Source organism: Pseudoalteromonas sp. NCCP-2140 (genome assembly GCF_023708065.1).
Classification (GTDB): Bacteria; Pseudomonadota; Gammaproteobacteria; order Enterobacterales; family Alteromonadaceae; genus Pseudoalteromonas.
The window spans coordinates 494,958-513,577 of the sequence record NZ_BRCZ01000004.1 but is presented as its reverse complement, the minus strand read 5'-3'; the positions used below and the strand labels follow the sequence as shown (position 1 = coordinate 513,577).

Annotated in this window: 13 protein-coding genes; all 13 read right to left on the bottom strand. The window is 42.4% G+C overall.

Annotated elements, in window-relative coordinates:
* Positions 1-18 precede the first annotated feature (18 nt).
* On the bottom strand, positions 19-1,161 hold the full coding sequence (asd, locus tag NFU46_RS11405; RefSeq protein ID WP_251601915.1) for an aspartate-semialdehyde dehydrogenase: 1,143 nt from the start codon (positions 1,159-1,161) through the stop codon (positions 19-21).
* A gap of 129 nt (positions 1,162-1,290) precedes the next feature.
* Positions 1,291-2,187, bottom strand: a complete 897-nt coding sequence (yegS, locus tag NFU46_RS11400) for a lipid kinase YegS (RefSeq protein ID WP_251601913.1) — start codon at positions 2,185-2,187, stop codon at positions 1,291-1,293.
* 393 nt (positions 2,188-2,580) lie between these two features.
* Complete coding sequence (locus tag NFU46_RS11395; protein WP_251601911.1) at positions 2,581-5,271, bottom strand: TonB-dependent receptor domain-containing protein; 2,691 nt, start codon at positions 5,269-5,271, stop codon at positions 2,581-2,583.
* Positions 5,272-5,336: 65 nt separating this feature from the next.
* Positions 5,337-9,437 (bottom strand): hypothetical protein, encoded by a 4,101-nt coding sequence (locus NFU46_RS11390; protein ID WP_251601909.1) that lies wholly within the window; start codon positions 9,435-9,437, stop codon positions 5,337-5,339.
* Positions 9,438-9,727: 290 nt separating this feature from the next.
* Positions 9,728-11,035, bottom strand: a complete 1,308-nt coding sequence (locus NFU46_RS11385; RefSeq protein ID WP_251601907.1) for a lipopolysaccharide assembly protein LapB — start codon at positions 11,033-11,035, stop codon at positions 9,728-9,730.
* 17 nt (positions 11,036-11,052) lie between these two features.
* A complete protein-coding gene (locus NFU46_RS11380) occupies positions 11,053-11,658 on the bottom strand; it encodes an energy transducer TonB (protein ID WP_054552071.1) in 606 nt (201 codons plus the stop codon).
* Positions 11,659-11,670: 12 nt separating this feature from the next.
* Positions 11,671-12,084, bottom strand: a complete 414-nt coding sequence (locus tag NFU46_RS11375; protein ID WP_036971869.1) for a biopolymer transporter ExbD — start codon at positions 12,082-12,084, stop codon at positions 11,671-11,673.
* A 45-nt stretch (positions 12,085-12,129) separates the two neighbouring features.
* A complete protein-coding gene (locus NFU46_RS11370; protein ID WP_054552070.1) occupies positions 12,130-12,657 on the bottom strand; it encodes a MotA/TolQ/ExbB proton channel family protein in 528 nt (175 codons plus the stop codon).
* 3 nt (positions 12,658-12,660) lie between these two features.
* Entirely contained in the window at positions 12,661-14,028 is a 1,368-nt protein-coding gene (locus tag NFU46_RS11365; RefSeq protein WP_054552069.1) for a MotA/TolQ/ExbB proton channel family protein, read from the bottom strand.
* Positions 14,029-14,038: 10 nt separating this feature from the next.
* Complete coding sequence (locus NFU46_RS11360) at positions 14,039-14,791, bottom strand: DUF3450 domain-containing protein (RefSeq protein ID WP_054552068.1); 753 nt, start codon at positions 14,789-14,791, stop codon at positions 14,039-14,041.
* A 176-nt stretch (positions 14,792-14,967) separates the two neighbouring features.
* On the bottom strand, positions 14,968-15,573 hold the full coding sequence (locus NFU46_RS11355; RefSeq protein WP_251601905.1) for a DsbA family protein: 606 nt from the start codon (positions 15,571-15,573) through the stop codon (positions 14,968-14,970).
* On the bottom strand, positions 15,574-16,653 hold the full coding sequence (locus NFU46_RS11350) for a diguanylate cyclase (RefSeq protein ID WP_251601903.1): 1,080 nt from the start codon (positions 16,651-16,653) through the stop codon (positions 15,574-15,576). It abuts the gene before it with no gap.
* Positions 16,654-16,672: 19 nt separating this feature from the next.
* Positions 16,673-18,562: a methyl-accepting chemotaxis protein gene (locus NFU46_RS11345; protein WP_063528100.1), complete on the bottom strand. Its 1,890-nt coding sequence runs from the start codon at positions 18,560-18,562 to the stop codon at positions 16,673-16,675.
* Positions 18,563-18,620 lie beyond the last annotated feature (58 nt).

Genomic DNA, 18,620 nt, shown 5'->3' with positions numbered 1-18,620 from the left:
TAATATTGAGTTGTGTTATTAATGTTGACCATCAACAATAATGCGTAACATGCGACGAAGTGGCTCAGCTGCACCCCATAACAGTTGGTCACCAACCGTAAACGCACTGATATACTCTGGGCCCATCGCTAATTTACGAATACGACCTACCGGAATAGACAACGTGCCAGTTACTTTTACAGGTGTTAAGTCTGTAGCGGTAATATCGCGATCATTCGGGATCACTTTTACCCACTCATTGTGAGAAGCAAGAATTTCTTCAATTTTCTCAACGCTAATGTCTTTGCGCAGCTTAATTGTCATCGCTTGTGAGTGACAACGCATTGCGCCAATGCGAACACATAAGCCATCAACGGGTACTGGTTGCTCGCTGCTACCTAAAATTTTGTTTGCTTCAACTTGCGCTTTCCACTCTTCTTTACTTTGACCGCTTGGCATTGGTACATCAATCCAAGGGATAAGGCTACCAGCTAGAGGCACACCAAACTGGTCTTGTGGTAAATCGCTTGAGGCAATTTTTTCGGTGACTAACTTATCAATCTCAAGAATCGCAGCATTTGGATCTGCAAGCTTGTCTGCCACTGTTTCGTGAATTGCACCCATTTGCGCAATTAACTCTTTCATGTTGCGTGCGCCTGCACCAGAAGCCGCTTGATATGTCATAGGGCTTACCCATTCAATCAAGTCTTGTTCAAATAAACCGCCTAGGGCTAATAGCATCAGTGATACGGTACAGTTACCGCCCACATAGGTTTTAACACCTTGCTCTAAGCCTGCATTGATAACGTCTTTGTTTACTGGGTCTAGCACAATAATACTGTCGTCACTCATACGCAGTGCCGATGCCGCATCAATCCAGTAACCTTGCCAACCTGATTCACGTAATTGCGGGTAAACGGCTTTGGTGTAGTCACCGCCTTGGCAAGTAACAATAATATCCATCTTAGCAAGCTCAGCGATATCATTGGCATCTAAAAGCGGTTTAGCAGGACCCGCAAGATCAGGACCTAATTGACCGGTTTGTGAGGTGGTGAAAAAAGTCGTGTCGATATTAGAAAAATCATTTTCTTGCTGCATACGTTCTAATAACACAGAGCCAACCATGCCCCGCCAACCGACTAATCCTACTTTTTTCATTGTTTGTTCCACTGTTTGATTCATTCAAATTACCTAAACTGTTAAAAATTAAAGTCCATTGCGTGAGAATTTAATTTTTACAGAGGTAATCTAGCATTGCGGCCTTAGCAAAACCAGCGCTAACCGAGTAACATCAAAATTTTTCATCATCGTTTATTTAAGTAATGTACAAGCGTCTGGTAGCACCATGTTTAGCGCGCCAGCATGCACTTCAAAACGCTGTTGTTTTGAGGTGATTGGCTCGCCATCTAAATTTATTGGCATTTCTGTTTGTGTTTGCCATTCAAGCCAAGGCACTTGAAAGCGTTTTACCCACTGTTGTGATGAATTAGGATAGTTACTTAGCTCTTCGATAACCGCTGGGACATCTGAAATTGCAAATGATGTAAACGCCACTAAATCAACCAAGCCATCATTTATGTACGCATGTGGCGCAAGGGACTGGCCACCGCCCGCTTGGCGGCCATTACATACGGCAGCGGCAATAATATCGCCCGAAGTACGTTCACCATCAGGCAGCGTTAACTCGCCACTGTAAGGCACAAAACTTAGCGCTTGTACAAGCCCAGCCAAGGTATACGCGCCACCACCGAGTAAGTTTTTCAGTGCAGGCGGTGTGGTTGCGGTAATTTTTGCCCCAAAGCCAGCACTGGCTACATTCACAAAATAGCGCTTATCAACCTCTACGGTATCAATTGCATGCGGCTGACCATCTGCGGCAAGTTTCAGTGCTGGCAAGTACCCATGAGGAATATTAGCGGCTGTAGCAAAATCATTCGCTGTGCCCATAGGTAAAATAGCAAGCTCTAAACGTTGTGACTTTTCCAGTTTCATTAATGCATTAACGGCTTCATTAACAGTGCCATCACCACCAGCTACGACAACACGTTTTACACCCTCTGCCACGGCTTCATTAATAAAGCGCTCAATGTCACCGCCTTCATAAGTAACACGCACCGCAAGTGGCTGACGAGTTCGAAATTGACCGATGGCATCACGAAGCTGTTCATCAGCCGCTTTTTTACCATTTATAATTAACCGTAAGTCCATTTTTAATCCCTGTTTAAACACTTAGAACTACCATAACACGCAATGGTTTAATATACCCAAACTACCTCAAGATGCGAGTTTCAGTTGGAATTAAAAGCGATTTAGGCAAGGCATTGATTGCAAGTAATAGTGGTTCTATTGTTAAAATCAATAACGCAGTATAAATCGCTTTTAAACCAACCCTTTGGGCGCTTCACAGGCACTTACTCTCATCGTTGTTACTTCTTAAAAGGGGATGCCATTCTTGCAAAGTAACGCCTTGATATTAAGCACCTGTGAAACGCTGAATTCTGCATCTTGAGGTGGTTTGGGTATAGAAACAAAAAAGCCCTGCTAGTGCAGGGCTAAATCAACGTTAGGATTTATTATTGTATCCTTCCTTGGGGAGTTTAATTAAAACTCGTAGCTAAAGCCTAAGCTAAACTTAGTGCCTTCTTCTTTCTTCCAAAGCGATAAACCTTCTTGTTCAATTTCTTTATCTTGACCAAGGATGTTTTCAATTTTGAACTTAACTTTTGTGTTGAAGTTCGGGAAGTAAGAATAAACTAAATCAAGCGAATGGAATGGCTTCTCTTCAGCATCTTCATTACCGCGAGTACCCGGTACAATAATACGTGGGCCAAACACGTTATATACAAGTGATGTCGAATGGAAACCATCAGCAGAGTCATAACCCATCTGTAAGTTTGCTACCCACTCAGAGTGACCCACTAAACGGCGCTCATCGTTAGTAACAATGTTAGACACTGTATCTGCATCAAGTGCATCTTTTAATTGCTGCTCAAACAACGAATCAACGCCGTCAGAATCATCGATACCTAGTTTCACAGTTGAATCAGATAGCGTAACGTTACCCGACAAGAACACACTCGACCAATCAGCACTGATAAAGCTAAAGTCAGTCAAGAAATCAACTTCAATACCCGTTAACTCACCAGATTCAGCGTTTGCAGTTAATAACTGTGGCGCAGCACCACCTACTCCTGCAAGCTCTACCATTTCAATAGGGTTTGTAATGTCTTTGTAGAACAATGCAACTGATAGGTTATTACCCGATGCCATATACCATTCAAAACGGAAGTCAGCATTTTTCAGTTTTGAACTTTGTAGTGTCGGTGAACCACGAACTAGGAACTCTGTTAATGGGTCAACGAAGAACGTAGAACTTACATCACGCATATCAGGGCGAATCGTTGTTTCGCTTAAATTTAAACGAAATTGCATTTCTTCATCCATGATATAAGTCACAGCTAAAGAAGGATAAAAATCATCTTCTTTAATAGCTACTTCAGCGAGTTCATCCGTTGTTGCATCAAATAAGTTACTATGCGCCTTAAATGGTACTGATACTTGGGCAAAATCTTCCCAACGAACACCACCGGTAATACGCCAAGTGTTGTCTAGGAAATAATCAGCCATAAAGTAATATGCATCTAACTTATGGGCTGCACTGTATTTATCGCCGTCTGTTGTTCTGTCATCAAAAATGCCTGAACCCGTTGAGCTTGCATAGAAAGCATCATTATTGATGTTATCGTAAGCAAAAATCTCATCTAAACGTGAACCAAATGAATAATCATCTGAGATACCGCGGTGTGTAATACCAAATGTAGTATTGTTTGCTGTACGGGTTTTCTCTGAGAAGTCGCCACCCACTTTTAGCTCAAGCTCATAGCCTTCACCATAAAATGGCATACCCATGTTCCAACCCCAGGTATCAACTTCGTCATGAAGCACTTGGAATTCACGTGTTACGTTAGTTGCAGAAACGTCTTGTAATTGCTCAGAAACAAACACACCATCGTCGTAGTTACGTTGGAAAACAGCGTCTACACCACCTGGTGCATCACGGTTTGCACGGCTTGTACCGGCGTACCAATCAACAAACAAGTTGTTAAAGTCGATAAAGTTGTGTGTGCCTTTTAATTGGCTAGAGAACATTTCACGCTCTTCATACACAACATCAACACGGCGAAGATCACGTACACCTTCTTCCGTTTCGTTAGCATCATAGAAATTACGATTACGAACACGGTCACGCATGTCATGCAGGGCAATATTAGTCAGTTCAATTTTATGGTTTGAATTAAACTCATAACCAATATTAAATGTACCGCTCCAACGCACATTTTGTTCAGTCGATGTACCATCGTAATACTGAGCAAAACACTTGTCTTCACACCCTAAGCTACCGAGGTTTGTGCCACTTTTTTCTTGTGCTACTTCCCACTCATTTTCGTAAGAAACCGCAGCTAACACACCAAATGTGCCCATTTCACTTTCAAAGCGATCGCCTAATGAAACTGAAAAGCTCATTTCAGGATCAACGTCTTTTTCAGTTGCTGAAATGTTCCAATCAAGAGCCGACATCAATGCTTGGCGTTCAGCCAGTGTTGTGTTGATATCGCCTTCAAGGCCCGCACCATAAAAGGCATCGATGAACTCACTTGGTAACGCACGAGTACCATCATCACGCCCCATCCAGTCATCATCACCACCTTCATAGAAGTAGCCTGTATCACTGTTATTGGTGTTATAAGAAGTACCAATATCGACTTTAAATAAAAAATCAGTCGGAATTGATTTGGTTCTAATATTTACGTTACCACCACCAAAATGCGCAGGCATATCGGGTGAAAACGATTTTTGAACACTTAAACTTTCAATAATATCTGATGGAAATAAGTCAAGCGGTACAACTGAGCGAGTTGGATCTGGACTTGGTACATACATGCTATTAAGCTGAGTACTCGAATATCGCTCACCTAAACCACGAACATAAATGAACTTGCCATCAACAAGTGTCAAACCTGTTACACGACGAAGTGCCGATGCAGCATCGCCATCACCAGTACGAGAGATTTGCTCTGCACCCATGATATCGGCAACGAAAGCTTGATTTTGACGCTCTTGAAGAACCGCGCCGGCACTCCCTTTTAAACGCTGTCCTACAGCAACCACTTCTTCAATTTCTTGTGCTTCATCCGCTGCATAGGCAGTATTCACTGATAAGCCAACTAATGCTGCAAGCACTGCGTGGTTTATCTTTGAACGCACAAGTTTAGAGGGGGTAAAAGATTTCATTATTATACTCCGAAAACAAAACTAGAAGCTGGCCGGGGTTGCCCCCGACCATGGATTAGAAGGGCTTAGTTAAGACCTACTTTTACCCAACCTGCTGTCCAGTCTGTTTGCGCATCCATTGCACCGATGTAATCTACTTGGTCGAAGAAGCTATTTAGGCTTGAAGCATCGAAACCGCTACCAAGTAGTGCTGATTCAGCACTTGGTTGATAACCGTTGTCGCTTAGACCTAACATTGCTGCGTCCATGATAGAGTTACCTTCTTGGCCTTCGAACCAAGATTGAACATTACCCGTTCCAATTGCTTGGCTTGAGAAGTTGTTATCTGTTGCACATGCAACTACTGAGTGGCTGATAGTAAGTGAACCATCTTCAGCGCGAGGTGCTGAATCTGCGCCAACTCGTAAGCAGTTTTTATAACCTTCGCCACCTGTTACTACTACGTTTTTCAGCATACCTGCAGTACCTGCACGTAAACGGATACCGTTTACACCATCTGCACCGATGATAGTTACGTTAGAGATAGTAGGAGTTGTTAAAGGTGATGCATCTGAATCAAACTCTGAGTTATCAGCTTCAATTGCATTGTCACCTTCAGATGAAGACTGCTTGATTAATACGTATTGTGCATTACCAGTCCAACCGAATGACCAATCTAGCGAGTCATCACCAATGTTTGTTAGTACTAAGTGGCTGATGCTTGCAGTACCACCGAAGAACTCAACACCGTCATCAAGGTTTTCGTGAACGTGGATATAATCAAGTTCAGTTTGGCTACCAACACCTGCAAGTGAAATACCGTTAAGCTCATCACCGTTACCAAGTGTTTTACCAGCTTGTTTTACAACAACATACTTAAGTGTACCTGAGTTATCTTCTGGTTGATTACCACCGAATTGACCAGCATCACCTTCTGCAGCAACACCACAGTTTGCTAGTTCATCAGCCGTTGTTTCACCCACTTGGTCACCACAAGAGTTAGCTGGTGCGTTACCAAGAAGCACTACACCACCCCATTGACCAATGCCTGTTTCAGCACCTGTCATATCTTGGATAGATGTCATAACGATTGGTTGAGTTGCAGTACCTACCGCTTCAATCTTCGAGTCACGACGAACAACTAAGAAGTCATCACCGCTTTCACCGATTAGCGTTGTACCAAATTGAACATAAAGCGTTGCACTATCAGTACGGTCACCACCCACTGCCGTGCGGCCTTTAAGGATCCAGTGAGCATCGTTAGTTAATGTCACGTCAGATGTGAAAACAACATCTTGTGCTAACTGATAAACTGGCTTATCGGTAATTTGTGGGAAGCTTGCAGAAACATCAGTTGCTAAACCTTGCTCCATTGCGTTTGTGATATCAGCAGGGAAGCTAGGGTTAACAGCAACTGTCCAACCTTCCATCCAGTTGTTGTCACCGTCAAATGCACCAATGTAGCTTGTTTTTGTGAAGAATGGGTCAAGGTCTGACGCATCAACACCTGCACCTAATAGCGGCGAGCTTGATTTAGGCGTGAAACCATCTGTAGCAAGGTTTAATGTCGCTGCAGTAAGTGTTTGGTTACCAGTTTGACCTTCGAACCAAGACTGAACATTACCAGAACCGATTGCTTCAGAACCGAAGTTATTGTCTGCACTACATGCTACCACTGAATTCTCGATAGAAAGCTCACCAGATTCAGCATTTGCTACAGAGTCAGAACCTACACGTAAACAGTTTTTGTAACCTTCTGGGCCTGTCACAACCATGTTACGGATAACACCCGCAGTACCTGCACGAAGACGAACACCGTTTTTACCGTCAGCACCAACAATCGTTACGTTTGAAAGTAGTGGCTTAGTTAATGGTGTAGCGTTTGAATCGAATTCTGAGTTATCAGCTTCGATTGCATTGTCACCTTCAACAGATGATTGTTGGATATAAACGTTCTGGGCGCGACCTGTCCAACCAAATGACCAGTCAAACGCGTCATCACCAATATCAGTTAGTACAACGTTACGAACGTTGACAGTACCACCGAAGAACTCGATACCATCGTCAAGGTTTTGGTGAACCTGGATGTATTCCACTTTTGTTTGAGAACCAACACCCGCGAATGAAATACCATTTAGCTCATCGCCATTACCCAGTGTTTTACCTGCGTGTTTAACAACAACATAACGAACAACACCGGAGTTGTCTTCTGCATCATCACCACCGAATTGACCTGCATCACCTTCAGCTGCAACACCACAGTTTGCTAGCTCTTCAGGTGTTGTTTCACCTTGTTGGTCACCACATGAGTTAGCCGGTGCATTACCAAGTAATACTAAACCACCCCATTGACCGATGCCTGTCTCTGCACCTGTCATATCTTGGATAGATGTCATAGTGATTGGTGCTGTTGCATTACCATTTGCGTTAATTTGTGAGCCACGACGAACAACTAAGAAGTCATCACCTGTTTCACCAATTAATGTAGTACCCGCTTGAACATATAATGTTGCGCTATCAGTACGGTCACCACCTACTGCTGTACGACCATTTAAGATCCAGTGAGCGTCATTTGTTAATGTTACATCTGCAGTGAAGGTTGTATCTTCAGCTAAGCGATACACTGGCTTGTCAGTAATTTGTGGGAATTCAGATGAAACGTCTGTCGCAAGACCTTGCGCCATCGCATTTTCGATATCAGTTGGGAAACCGCCATTGATAGCAACAGTCCAACCTTCCATCCAGTTATTTGTTGCGCTAAATGCACCGATTTGACCATTCGCTAATAATGGTGAACCTGCTAAAGGCATATAACCATTATCATCTAGCATTAGATCTGCTGGAGTAAGAGTTTGGTTACCGTCTTGGCCTTCAAACCATGCTTGTACAGTACCACCATTAATTGTTTCGCTACCGAAGTTATTAGCAGCTGTTTGACAAGCAACAATTGAGTTAGTGATAGTTAGAGAGCCATCTTCTGCACGAGGCACTGAATCAGAACCAACACGTAAACAGTTTTCATACGTTGCAGGACCTGTAACGAAAACGTTTTTCAGCATACCTGCAGTACCTGCACGTAGTCGAATACCATTGTTACCTTCTGCACCTACGATTGTTACGTTTTCAATGGTAGGGTTAGTCAGTGGTGTAGCGTCTGAATCAAACTCTGAGTTATCCGCTTCAATCGCGTTGTCACCTAAGTTCGCAGCTTGTTGAATGTATACGTTTTTCGCCGTACCAGTCCAACCAAATGACCAATCTAGTGAGTCATCACCAATGCTTGTAAGTACCACGTTACTTACATTAACTGTACCACCAAAGAACTCGATACCATCATCTAAGTTTTCGTGTACTTGAATGTAATCAACAGTCGTTGCAGAACCAACACCAGCAAATGAAATACCGTTTAGTTCGTCACCATTACCCAGTGTTTTACCTGCATGTTTAACAACTAAGTATTTCAATGTACCAGAGTTATCATCTGCAACGTTACCACCGAATTGACCTGCATCACCTTCTGCAGCAACACCACAGTTTGCAAGTTCGTCTGCAGTTGCTTCGCCTTCTTGGTCACCACATGAGTTTGCAGGTGCATTACCAAGAAGTACTAAACCGCCCCACTGACCGATAGACGTCTCAACATTAGTCACATCTTGAATCGAAGTCATTGTGATTGGCTGGCTTACAGTACCTACTGATTCGATTTGTGAACCACGACGAACAACCAAGAAGTCATCACCCGATTCACCGATTAATGTAGTACCTTGTTGGATATATAAAACAGCGTTATCAGCGCGGTCATTACCTACAGCTGTACGACCATTTAAAATCCAGTGAGCATCGTTTGTTAGTGTTACATCAGCTGTGAATGTAGTGTCTGCTGATAAACGGTAAACTGGTCTATCTGTAATCGTTGGGAATTCTGAAGAAACATCTGTTGCTAAACCTTGTGTTAAAGCATTTTCGATGTCAGTTGGGAAACCAGTCGTTACGTTTTGAGAATCATCACGACCTGATTGGTCGCCGCCGTTATCACCATTGTCACCACCATTATCGATGATGTTAGTGACGTTATCGCCTTCGTTGACAGTGGTGTCGCCTTCTTTAACGACTAAATCACCACCACAACCAGCTAAAGAAACTGCTGCAGCTACCAAACTAACTTTGAATAAGTCAGATAATTTCATTGTTCACTCCGTTAAGATAGATATTTAATTATTGTGTTAGCGCATAAACTCAAGTCACCAAAAAGCACTGGCACTTAATGCTTTTGGGTCACTTGAGTTTTAAACTGCGACTACCTTACGGGAGCTGTATGACAAACTAGTTACACTTTAATAAACATAAAATGACAATATTAATTATATAAAAAAGAGTAAGTTAGTTAATTTTAGGAACGGAAAAAAGCCGCCCGAAGGCAGCTTTGGTGTTGCGATTATAAATTAGTTCTTTTGTACGCTTACCTGTTGAATACGATTTAGAGTAAAGCGGTACGTAATGTTTCGGCGTGCACTTTTTCACGCTTCACATACTTGATCCATTGCTCAGCTAAACGCTGCGACTTTTTGTGTTTTTCCGCTTGTTCAAACGCTAAAATCGAGGCATCAAAGTTTTGTAAATTGTATTGCGCCATACCTAAGGCAACATATACATTTGATTCAAACTCTAAGCCGCCTTTATCTAGGGCTTTACGTGCTGCATCCGCTGCTTCTTCGTATTTTTCAAGGTTAATGCTTACCTCTGCAATACGTTGTTCGTACTGACCATGCGTTACTAAATCAGCGGCTTTTGCAAAGTAAGCAAGTGACTTTTCAGCTTCTTTTGCTTGTACCATTGCTTCTGCAACAAAGGCATAGTTTTTCGCTGATTTTTCAGCGACACCGTCTTGCATAGCTTTACTCATCACGTTCGCCGCTTTAAAAGCCAGGCCGTTGTATAAATACACTTGTGATAATTGACGTAAATCTGATTTAGATTTCATGAAACCTTGTTGGTATGCCGCTTCTAAAATCGCTAATTGCTTTTTCTCTGCGCCCGTTTCACCGTACATTCCGCCTAACTGAACCCAGTACTCTGGCTTGTTGTAAAGCTTAACTAAACGCTCAAGTACCTCGACCACTTTGTCAGACTGATTAAGTGAGTAGTACATTGCACGTTGTAAGATTAACCAGTTTTCTTTCGGCATCTCACCTTTGCTGTCGGCTTGTGCGATAGCTAAGTTAATGTTCTCAATGCCTTTTTGGTAATCTTTAAGCTGATAATACGCTTGAGATTTCAATACATAATAAGCATCTGTTTTAGGCTTGTCGTTAATCACATCCCACTGTGCTAAATATTTGATTACCTTTTCGTAATCGCTATTAGCCATGGCAAGTTGCGCTAAGCTAAAGGTGGTGCTTACACGTAATGTTTCTGGAATCGCGTCTTCGTTTACTACTTTTTCAAACGACGCAATTGCTTTATCAAGGTCGTTTTCGTTGTAGTAAATAAAACCATAGAAATTATGCATCATGGCAATTTCATACGAGTTCATGCTCGAAGAGCGCTCTTGAATACTATCAAGAGCTTCTAGCCCTGCTTTTGCATCACCATCATCAGCCAGCTTTTGTGCTCGTGCTAATTGGCTATACACTTTTTCGCGCAGTGCAGGTACGCGTTTAGTTTTTTGTTCTTGTGCGTAAGCCGTTGCCAGTGTGACACCTGGTAACATGCTAACAACGCTTGGGACTACAAGGCTGCTTGTGAAAGCAGCCGCGCAAATCACGGCAACTTTTAAAGGTTTCATAATCGCATTCCTCTTTTCTAACCGTTAATTTGGAAAGAAATTTTGTTCTGTACGCCCGCTACTTCAACAGCTTCACCGTTAACAACGCGCGGTTTATATTTAAATTTAAGTGCTGCATCCATCGCAGCGCGGTCAAACAATGACTCTGGTTCAGCTTTAATAACTTTCGGGTCACGTACTGTGCCTTGCTTGGTTACTGTAAACTCAACAATCACATAGCCTTCGATCCCACGCGATAAAGCTCGGCGCGGATAAACAGGCGCTACTTTTACAATCGGTAAGTATTCACCGTCGCTTGATTCAAGGGCTAAGCCGCCAGCTAAGTTAACGTCGGCTTCAACACTGGCACCAAAGTCAAAATTGGCATTGCTCGCGTTAGGATCACTGTTTTGCATTTGCGGTGATTCCATTGGCGGAGGTGGCTCTTTTGGCGTTGGTGGCTTTTGCGGTTTACGTTCTTTCTTTTGCACTGTCTCTTCTTTTTTCAGACGAACAAAATCAAGTACGTTTCCTTTTACGGGCTCAGACATGGCCCCTTCACCACCGGTGATCAGTGCCTGCATGCCTAAAAACAGCATAACAGTCACGATACCAGCGATGATTAATGCAACTATATAACGCATCGCTCACATTCCTTATGATGCTTCTTGCGCAGCAATCGACACATCAAATGCGCCTGCAGCACGCGATGCATCCATTACTTTAATAAGTACATCGGTTGTGGCTTTTTTATCAGCTTGAATAACCACGCTACCTTGTGGATTTTCAGCTTTTAAGCGCTCGATATTTGCTTGTACTGCACGAACATCTACTTGGCGTTTGTTGATCCAAATCTCACCTTTGTCAGAAATAGCAACTAAGATGTTGGCACGCTCTTTTTTCACTGCCGTTGCTGCTTCTGGGCGGTTTACATCAATACCGGCTTCTTTTACGAATGATGCTGTTACGATAAAGAAGATAAGCATGATGAAAACAACGTCTAGCATTGGCGTCATGTTGATTTCTTCAGCGTCGTCTTCTTGAAATAAGTTACCTAGTGGCGCTCTCATTGTTAGTCTCCTAGTGGGTGATGCTCACATCACCCTAAAATTCGTTTAGTGGTCTAAGACCATGTTGTCTTCAAGTAATTGCACTTCGCGTTTTGCACGACGTTGTAAGAACGTTGATGCGAAAACCCCTGAAAGTGCACCCACCATACCGGCCATTGTTGGGATAGTGGCTTTAGACACCCCTGATGCCATCGAACGTGCACTGCCTGTGCCTGTAATTGCCATTACATCAAATACTTCGATCATGCCGGTTACGGTACCTAACAGACCTAAAAGTGGACATAACGCAACCATTACGTTGATTAGCGCAAGGTTATTATTTAGTTGCATGCCAGCGCGTGAAATCATCGCTTGGCGAATTTGCTCTGCGTTCCAGCTGTTACGCTCTGCTCTATTGCTCCAAGTGCTTTTTACGTCTTTCTTGTAGCGTTTAAAGCCACCAAAGAAATACATAAAACGCTCAAGTATCAATAACCACATCGCGAAGATGAGGACCCCGATGACCAAGAGAACTTGGCCACCTGTGTCGAGGAAATCACGTAGAGCATTGATTGCATCAATCAATAGCACCATGATTTATGCTCCTTTCTCGCTTCGCTCTGCGATGATACCTGCGCTTTGCTCTTGTAAAATCAACAGCATATTTTTAGAACGCGTGTTAAGAAGTGTGTATAAGAATACTGTTGGAATAGCCACAACCAGACCAAGTACCGTTGTTACAAGTGCCTGAGAAATACCACCCGCCATTAGTTTAGGGTCACCTGTACCGAACAAGGTAATTGCTTGGAAGGTGTTAATCATACCGGTTACCGTACCTAGTAGACCAAGTAGTGGTGCTACCACAGAGATAATCTTAATTAGTGTCAGGTTACGAGTAATTTTTGGCATTTCACGAATGATTGCTTCGCTTAATTTAAGCTCAAGTGTGTCGTACGCTACATCTGGGTACTGGTCTTTCACTTTCATTACGCGACCAAGTGGGTTGTCATCACGTGCCACTGTGTCTTTAAGCTGACGACGGATTTTGCTACCCATAATCATCAGAGATACAAAACGCTCAAGTGCGATTAGTAAAGCGATTAAGCCAACACCTAAGATGATGTAACCAACCGTACCACCTTGGTGAACTTGCTCTTCAGTGTCTGGTGCTTGTACTAAAAGACCTAAGATTGAACCACCTGTTGGGTCAAGTGCAAACGGTACAACACCTGAATTTGCTTGCTGTAAATCAGCTGCAGTTGCTGTGTAACGGCTGCTTGGCTGACGCGTAAGCTGGCTGATTGTATTTGTAGCCGGTGTGTACTCAAGGTATTTACCATCTGCGATTAAGTTAAATGCACCAACACGCACCACTTCTTTTTGTGCTTTGCTGCCACCTTCAACGATTACATCTGTTGTAAAGCGAGATACTTTACCTTGCTCAGTCATTTCGCGTTGTAATTCAAACCATACTTTTTCGATATCATCGATAGAAGCAAGCTTTGACGTTGAACCCATTTTTTGTGCTAGCTCATCCATGAAGTTACTACGACCAGGAAGCTCTGCAGAAACAACTGACGTCATGAATTTATTGCTTGAATCGCCCGCTACTTGTTGTAACACACCGAATAGCTCTTTAAGTGAACCCATGCGGTTTGAAAGTGTGTCTGTTAAGTTAGCAAGCTTTACTTCATTTTCTTCAAACTGAGTTTCTAAACGCTCTGATTCGTTTAGCATTGCTGTACGTTTTGCTTGTGTATCTTTAAGCATTTGTACTTGTTCGTTTTGACGCGCCATGAACTCTTGTTCACGTTGTTTATTTTCAGCGCTTTGTTGTGCTTTACCTTGCTCTAATGTTTTTAGTAATGAGTCTAAATCCATTGGCTCAGCCGCTAGGCTGCTACCAGCAAAACCAAGGCCAGCTGCAAACACGGCCATTTTTGTCATTTTCGTTAATAATTTCATCTCAAACCTCTTATTCAGCAGCGTGGACTGGCAGTGTTAACATATCTGGGGCAAGTTGCTTACGTGCAATGCGTAAACCTTTGTTGATTTGGCTGATTGCAGAATCTGGTAATTCAACAAACGATTTTGTTTCTTTATCCCAGCTACCTGCTTTTTTGCCGTCGCGTGTTAAATAAATAAGTTCTAAACGACCGATGCGTAAGAAATCCACTTCGCGCTCTTGGCCATCTACATTCAGTAATGATGTATACGCTTCGATAGTGCGACCGTAATCAACTTCTACTTGGTAAGCTTCAAGTAAGCGGCGGAATTTTTCACTAGAAGTGATGTCTGCGCGGTCCATCATTTCTTTTAATGATGCAATACGCTTGCTACGTTCTTCAGTTAAGAAAGGCACGTCTAGTGCAACGAATTGCTCAAGACCTGTGATCATACGCATCATTAACGGCGTAATTTGACGCTCGATAACCGATACCTGATCCATTGACTCGTTTAACGCGTCCATTTCAGCAATTTGGTTGTTTAATTGCTTAGTAAGTTGCGCGTTATAAACAGTTAAGCCGTCAATTTCTTTATTAAGGGCTTTGAATTGTTGTAAACGACCTTGCATTGAATCTGCAATCTTGTCGATTTTAGTTTGTGATTGCGCTGCAGATTTGTTTATCTCGCTGCTTTTATCAATTACTTTATCTAGATCGTTTGCATGTACTGCTGCAGATGCCGCTACAATACCTGCTAAAATCAGTGGTTTAACGCCTTTCATCGCATACACCTTTACTCGTTAAGTTAGCTTAATTTGCTAGTTGGGTTGTTTTATTGTGCGAAAGGATAACGATGAAAAATGACAAGCATGTTGCGCAAAAAATACAAAAATATGACAGCTGTAACAATTAGTTTATATTGCGCAAAGATAAGGCAAAAGTTGCAGGCTTTCGGGGACTAAATATGGGATAGGATTTGCTGATAAGTGCTTTGCCAGTCTAGGTAATTAACAGGGACAGCAGCGTAGAGGCCTTTATTTTCAAGGACTAAAGATGGAAATCCTTGAATAGGTAAGCTTCTCGCCTGGTTTATTTCGGCCAAAAGTAATGAATTTACTTTTTCACTTTCAATTTCGTTAATAAATGCATTTTTTTCTAACCCTATTTGCTCAGCAAGGCTTGCAAGGGTGCTGATGTCAGATGGATTTTGTGCATCTAAGTAGTAGGCTTTTTGAATGGCGAGTAGCATCTCGTGCTCTTTATTGCGCTGCCTTGCAACAAGCACTGCACGGCATGCAGGGTAAGTAGAGCGGCGTGGTTGCGCGGTATGCCAAAACTCATGATTGAATGGCGTGCCAAGTTGCTGTTCAATACGTTGCCATGTTTGCTGTAAAAACTGCTGCATCTCTTTTGGCATTGGCTCATCTGAATCAGGCGCAAGGCCACCCACTTTATATTCAATAGCAAGTTTATCACCAAGGGCAGTTTTTAGTTTTAACCAGGTTTCTCTGTAGCCCCAGCACCAACTACACATTGGGTCGTATACATAAATTAGCTTTGCCATTTAGCTTATCTCAGTTAAATCAGAGACCACTACATTACGCCCTTTAGCTTTGGCTTTATAGAGGTTGTCGTCAGCTTGTTTAATCGCTTTACTAAATTGGCTGCCTCGTTCAAGGCTAGCAATGCCAATACTACAGGTAATAGTCACAGACTGCCCCACATCATAAGGGATCTGTTTTTCGGCGACATAACTACGCAGTTTTTCAGCCACAGCATGGGCAATGTTAAGCCCAGCTTTTGGCAGCAAAATAATAAACTCTTCACCGCCATAACGGGCTTTTATATCTGTGCCACGTAATTTATCGTGCAGCATAGAGGTAAAGGCTATTAATGCCTGATCGCCAAAGTCATGGCCATAAGTATCGTTAAGTGATTTAAAGTTATCTAAATCAATTAATAATACCGACATAGGTAAATAATTAGCCGCTTCAGCTTCAAGGCGCGGCTGAATATGCTCATAAATGTAACGACGATTGGCAAGGCCTGTTAGTGGGTCTGTTAATGCATCGCGTTTTTCTATTAAGGTAATATCAGCAATTTTTTGATGGCTTTTTTGCCTAAAGTATTCACTGATCCCAGAAAACAAAATCACCATAGTGAAAGAGGCTAAAAAGCGTGAAGTTTCAACTTGCCCGTAATGCGCTTGGCCAAAGTTGGGGCTAAACAGCAGTGCAACTGCACTAGCATACATAATCCCAACCAACACACTGCCCACTTTTAACCCTAAGGTGACATAAGCCACAATAGGGTAAAACATAAGCCAATATAAAGCGGTGTTTTCTTTGCCGCCGGTGTATACCAAGGCTACACAGAGCAGCAAGATGATCGATAAAATAATGCAGCTTACAGAGACTAAAGCACCAGTGCGAAAGTAATACACCATGCACAGCACAATAGTTATATCGCTCACCACTAACATAATAGTGAGCGGTAAGGCGTAAATTTGATAGTTAGATAACACTAACGAAGTGATTAATACGATGGCAAAAAAAGCCATGGCAAATAACGTGAAGGCACGACGCTGTTTATCCGCCGTGTCGACACTGTTTAAAGTAATGGCATTAAGCCAATTTTGATCCAAAATTGTAGTCTCTTAACAACTAAACTTTAAATTTAAGTACCAATTGTTCTAGCTCATAGAACTGGGCTTTCAATTTAGTGCACTCATTCAAGGTGTTATTAAGATTACTTTGACCTTGATTTGAAAGCTCACTAATTGAGTGTATGTCACTGTCTAAACTTTGAATCACTTGATTTTGCTCAGTCGTGGCATTGGCAACACTGTGGTTCACCTCATCAATTGACTCAATGGCACGGGTTACCTCTGCCATTTTATCGCCAGCTACATGAGCTTGCTCAACACTCTTTTCACTGTCGCGAATACTGGCCGTCATAACTTCAACGGCAGACGCAGAACCTTGTTGTAACTGAGAAATAGTGTCTTCGATTTCTTGTGTTGATTGTTGTGTACGGTGCGCAAGTTGGCGTACTTCGTCAGCTACAACCGCAAAACCACGACCTGCTTCACCTGCACGGGCTGCCTCTATCGCTGCATTAAGTGCTAGCAAGTTAGTTTGCTCACTCACACCTTTGATCACTTCAAGCACTTGGCCGATGCTTACAGTGTGCGCATCTAAACTGTTTATGGTTTTTTGCGCCTGCTCCATATTACGAGATAAAGCATTAATAGCTGATAAGTTGTCAGCTAATGCAGATTGGCTTTGTAATGATTGGCTGTTAGCACTGGTTGCTAATGTTGACGCATTACTTGCACTATTTGAGATTTCTACCGCACTCGATGTCAGCTCATTGATTGCAGTTGCCACGTTATCAGTACGTTTTGTTTGGTCAGCATACATGTCGAGCGTGCCTTGAGTTTGATTAACTAAACTCTCAACTAAGCGCTCAAGCTCAACGGTGGTATTTTTAACTTGCTCGATTGATGTATGAATTTTCTCGATGAACGCATTAAAGTAATGGCTTAGCTCGCCAAACTCGTCATTGTTTTCAACCTCAAGACGGCGGGTTAAATCCCCCTCACCTTGCGCAATATCTTTAATTGCATCGTTTAAGCGTTGCATTGGGCGCATTAAATAGCGAAGTAAAAACTGCATCATTAATACAATCGCAACTATACCCAATAGCATGTAAATAGCCGCCATATTTCTAAATGAGGCAACTGATGAGTAAGCAATTTCTTCGTTGATCACCACACCTAAATACCAATCAACGTTTTGAATTCCTTTGATTTTGGTAAACGATACTAATTTGTCTAAGCCACCTACCTGTACTTCAACAAACTCAGATTGTAACGACAAGCTTTTACCGAATAAGTCACTCATGTTTTTGTCGTTAAATTTAGTTTCTGGGTGGCTTAAAATGCGGCCTTCACTATCTAGTAAAAAGCCATAACCGAACCCTAAAAAGTCAATTTCGTTGACGATTTTAGTAATGGTTTTCATGTCGATGTCGGCACCTGCAACCCCACTAAACACACCGTTAGCTTGCATAGGCGCTACAGCTGAAATAGTCAGTTCATTGGTGGTTACGTCAATATAAGGGGCAGTAAAGGCAGTGTTTGTTTTGTTTTCAACAAGCTTGTACCACGGACGTGTTGTTGCATCGTAGTCTGGCGGTAAGACAACAGATTGGTCGTTTAATACAAAGGTGCCATCCGTGATACCGATGTAGGTATTTTTAAAACTCCCCGCTTTGTCGGCTGTGTTCAGCTGCGTAAGCGTAAGCTCTTTGCTATCACCAAGTTGATAGGTATCAGCAACTGACGAAACAATGGCTAATTTAGCATTTAACCAGTTAGCTATGTTTTGCGACACTGACTGAGAAATCTCTTGAAGAACAAGCGAAAGCTGCTCCTGCGTTTGGCTGCGCATTGAGATGAAGTTATTAATGGTGAATAAACCGAGCACTATCACTAAAACCAGTGATGCAGCCACAGTTACCTTGGTGGTAAATTTAAGAGTGCTTTGCATGACAAACCTGTTTGTTATTTTTTTCGTTGTTAGCCTCTTTATATTTAACAAATTTAAA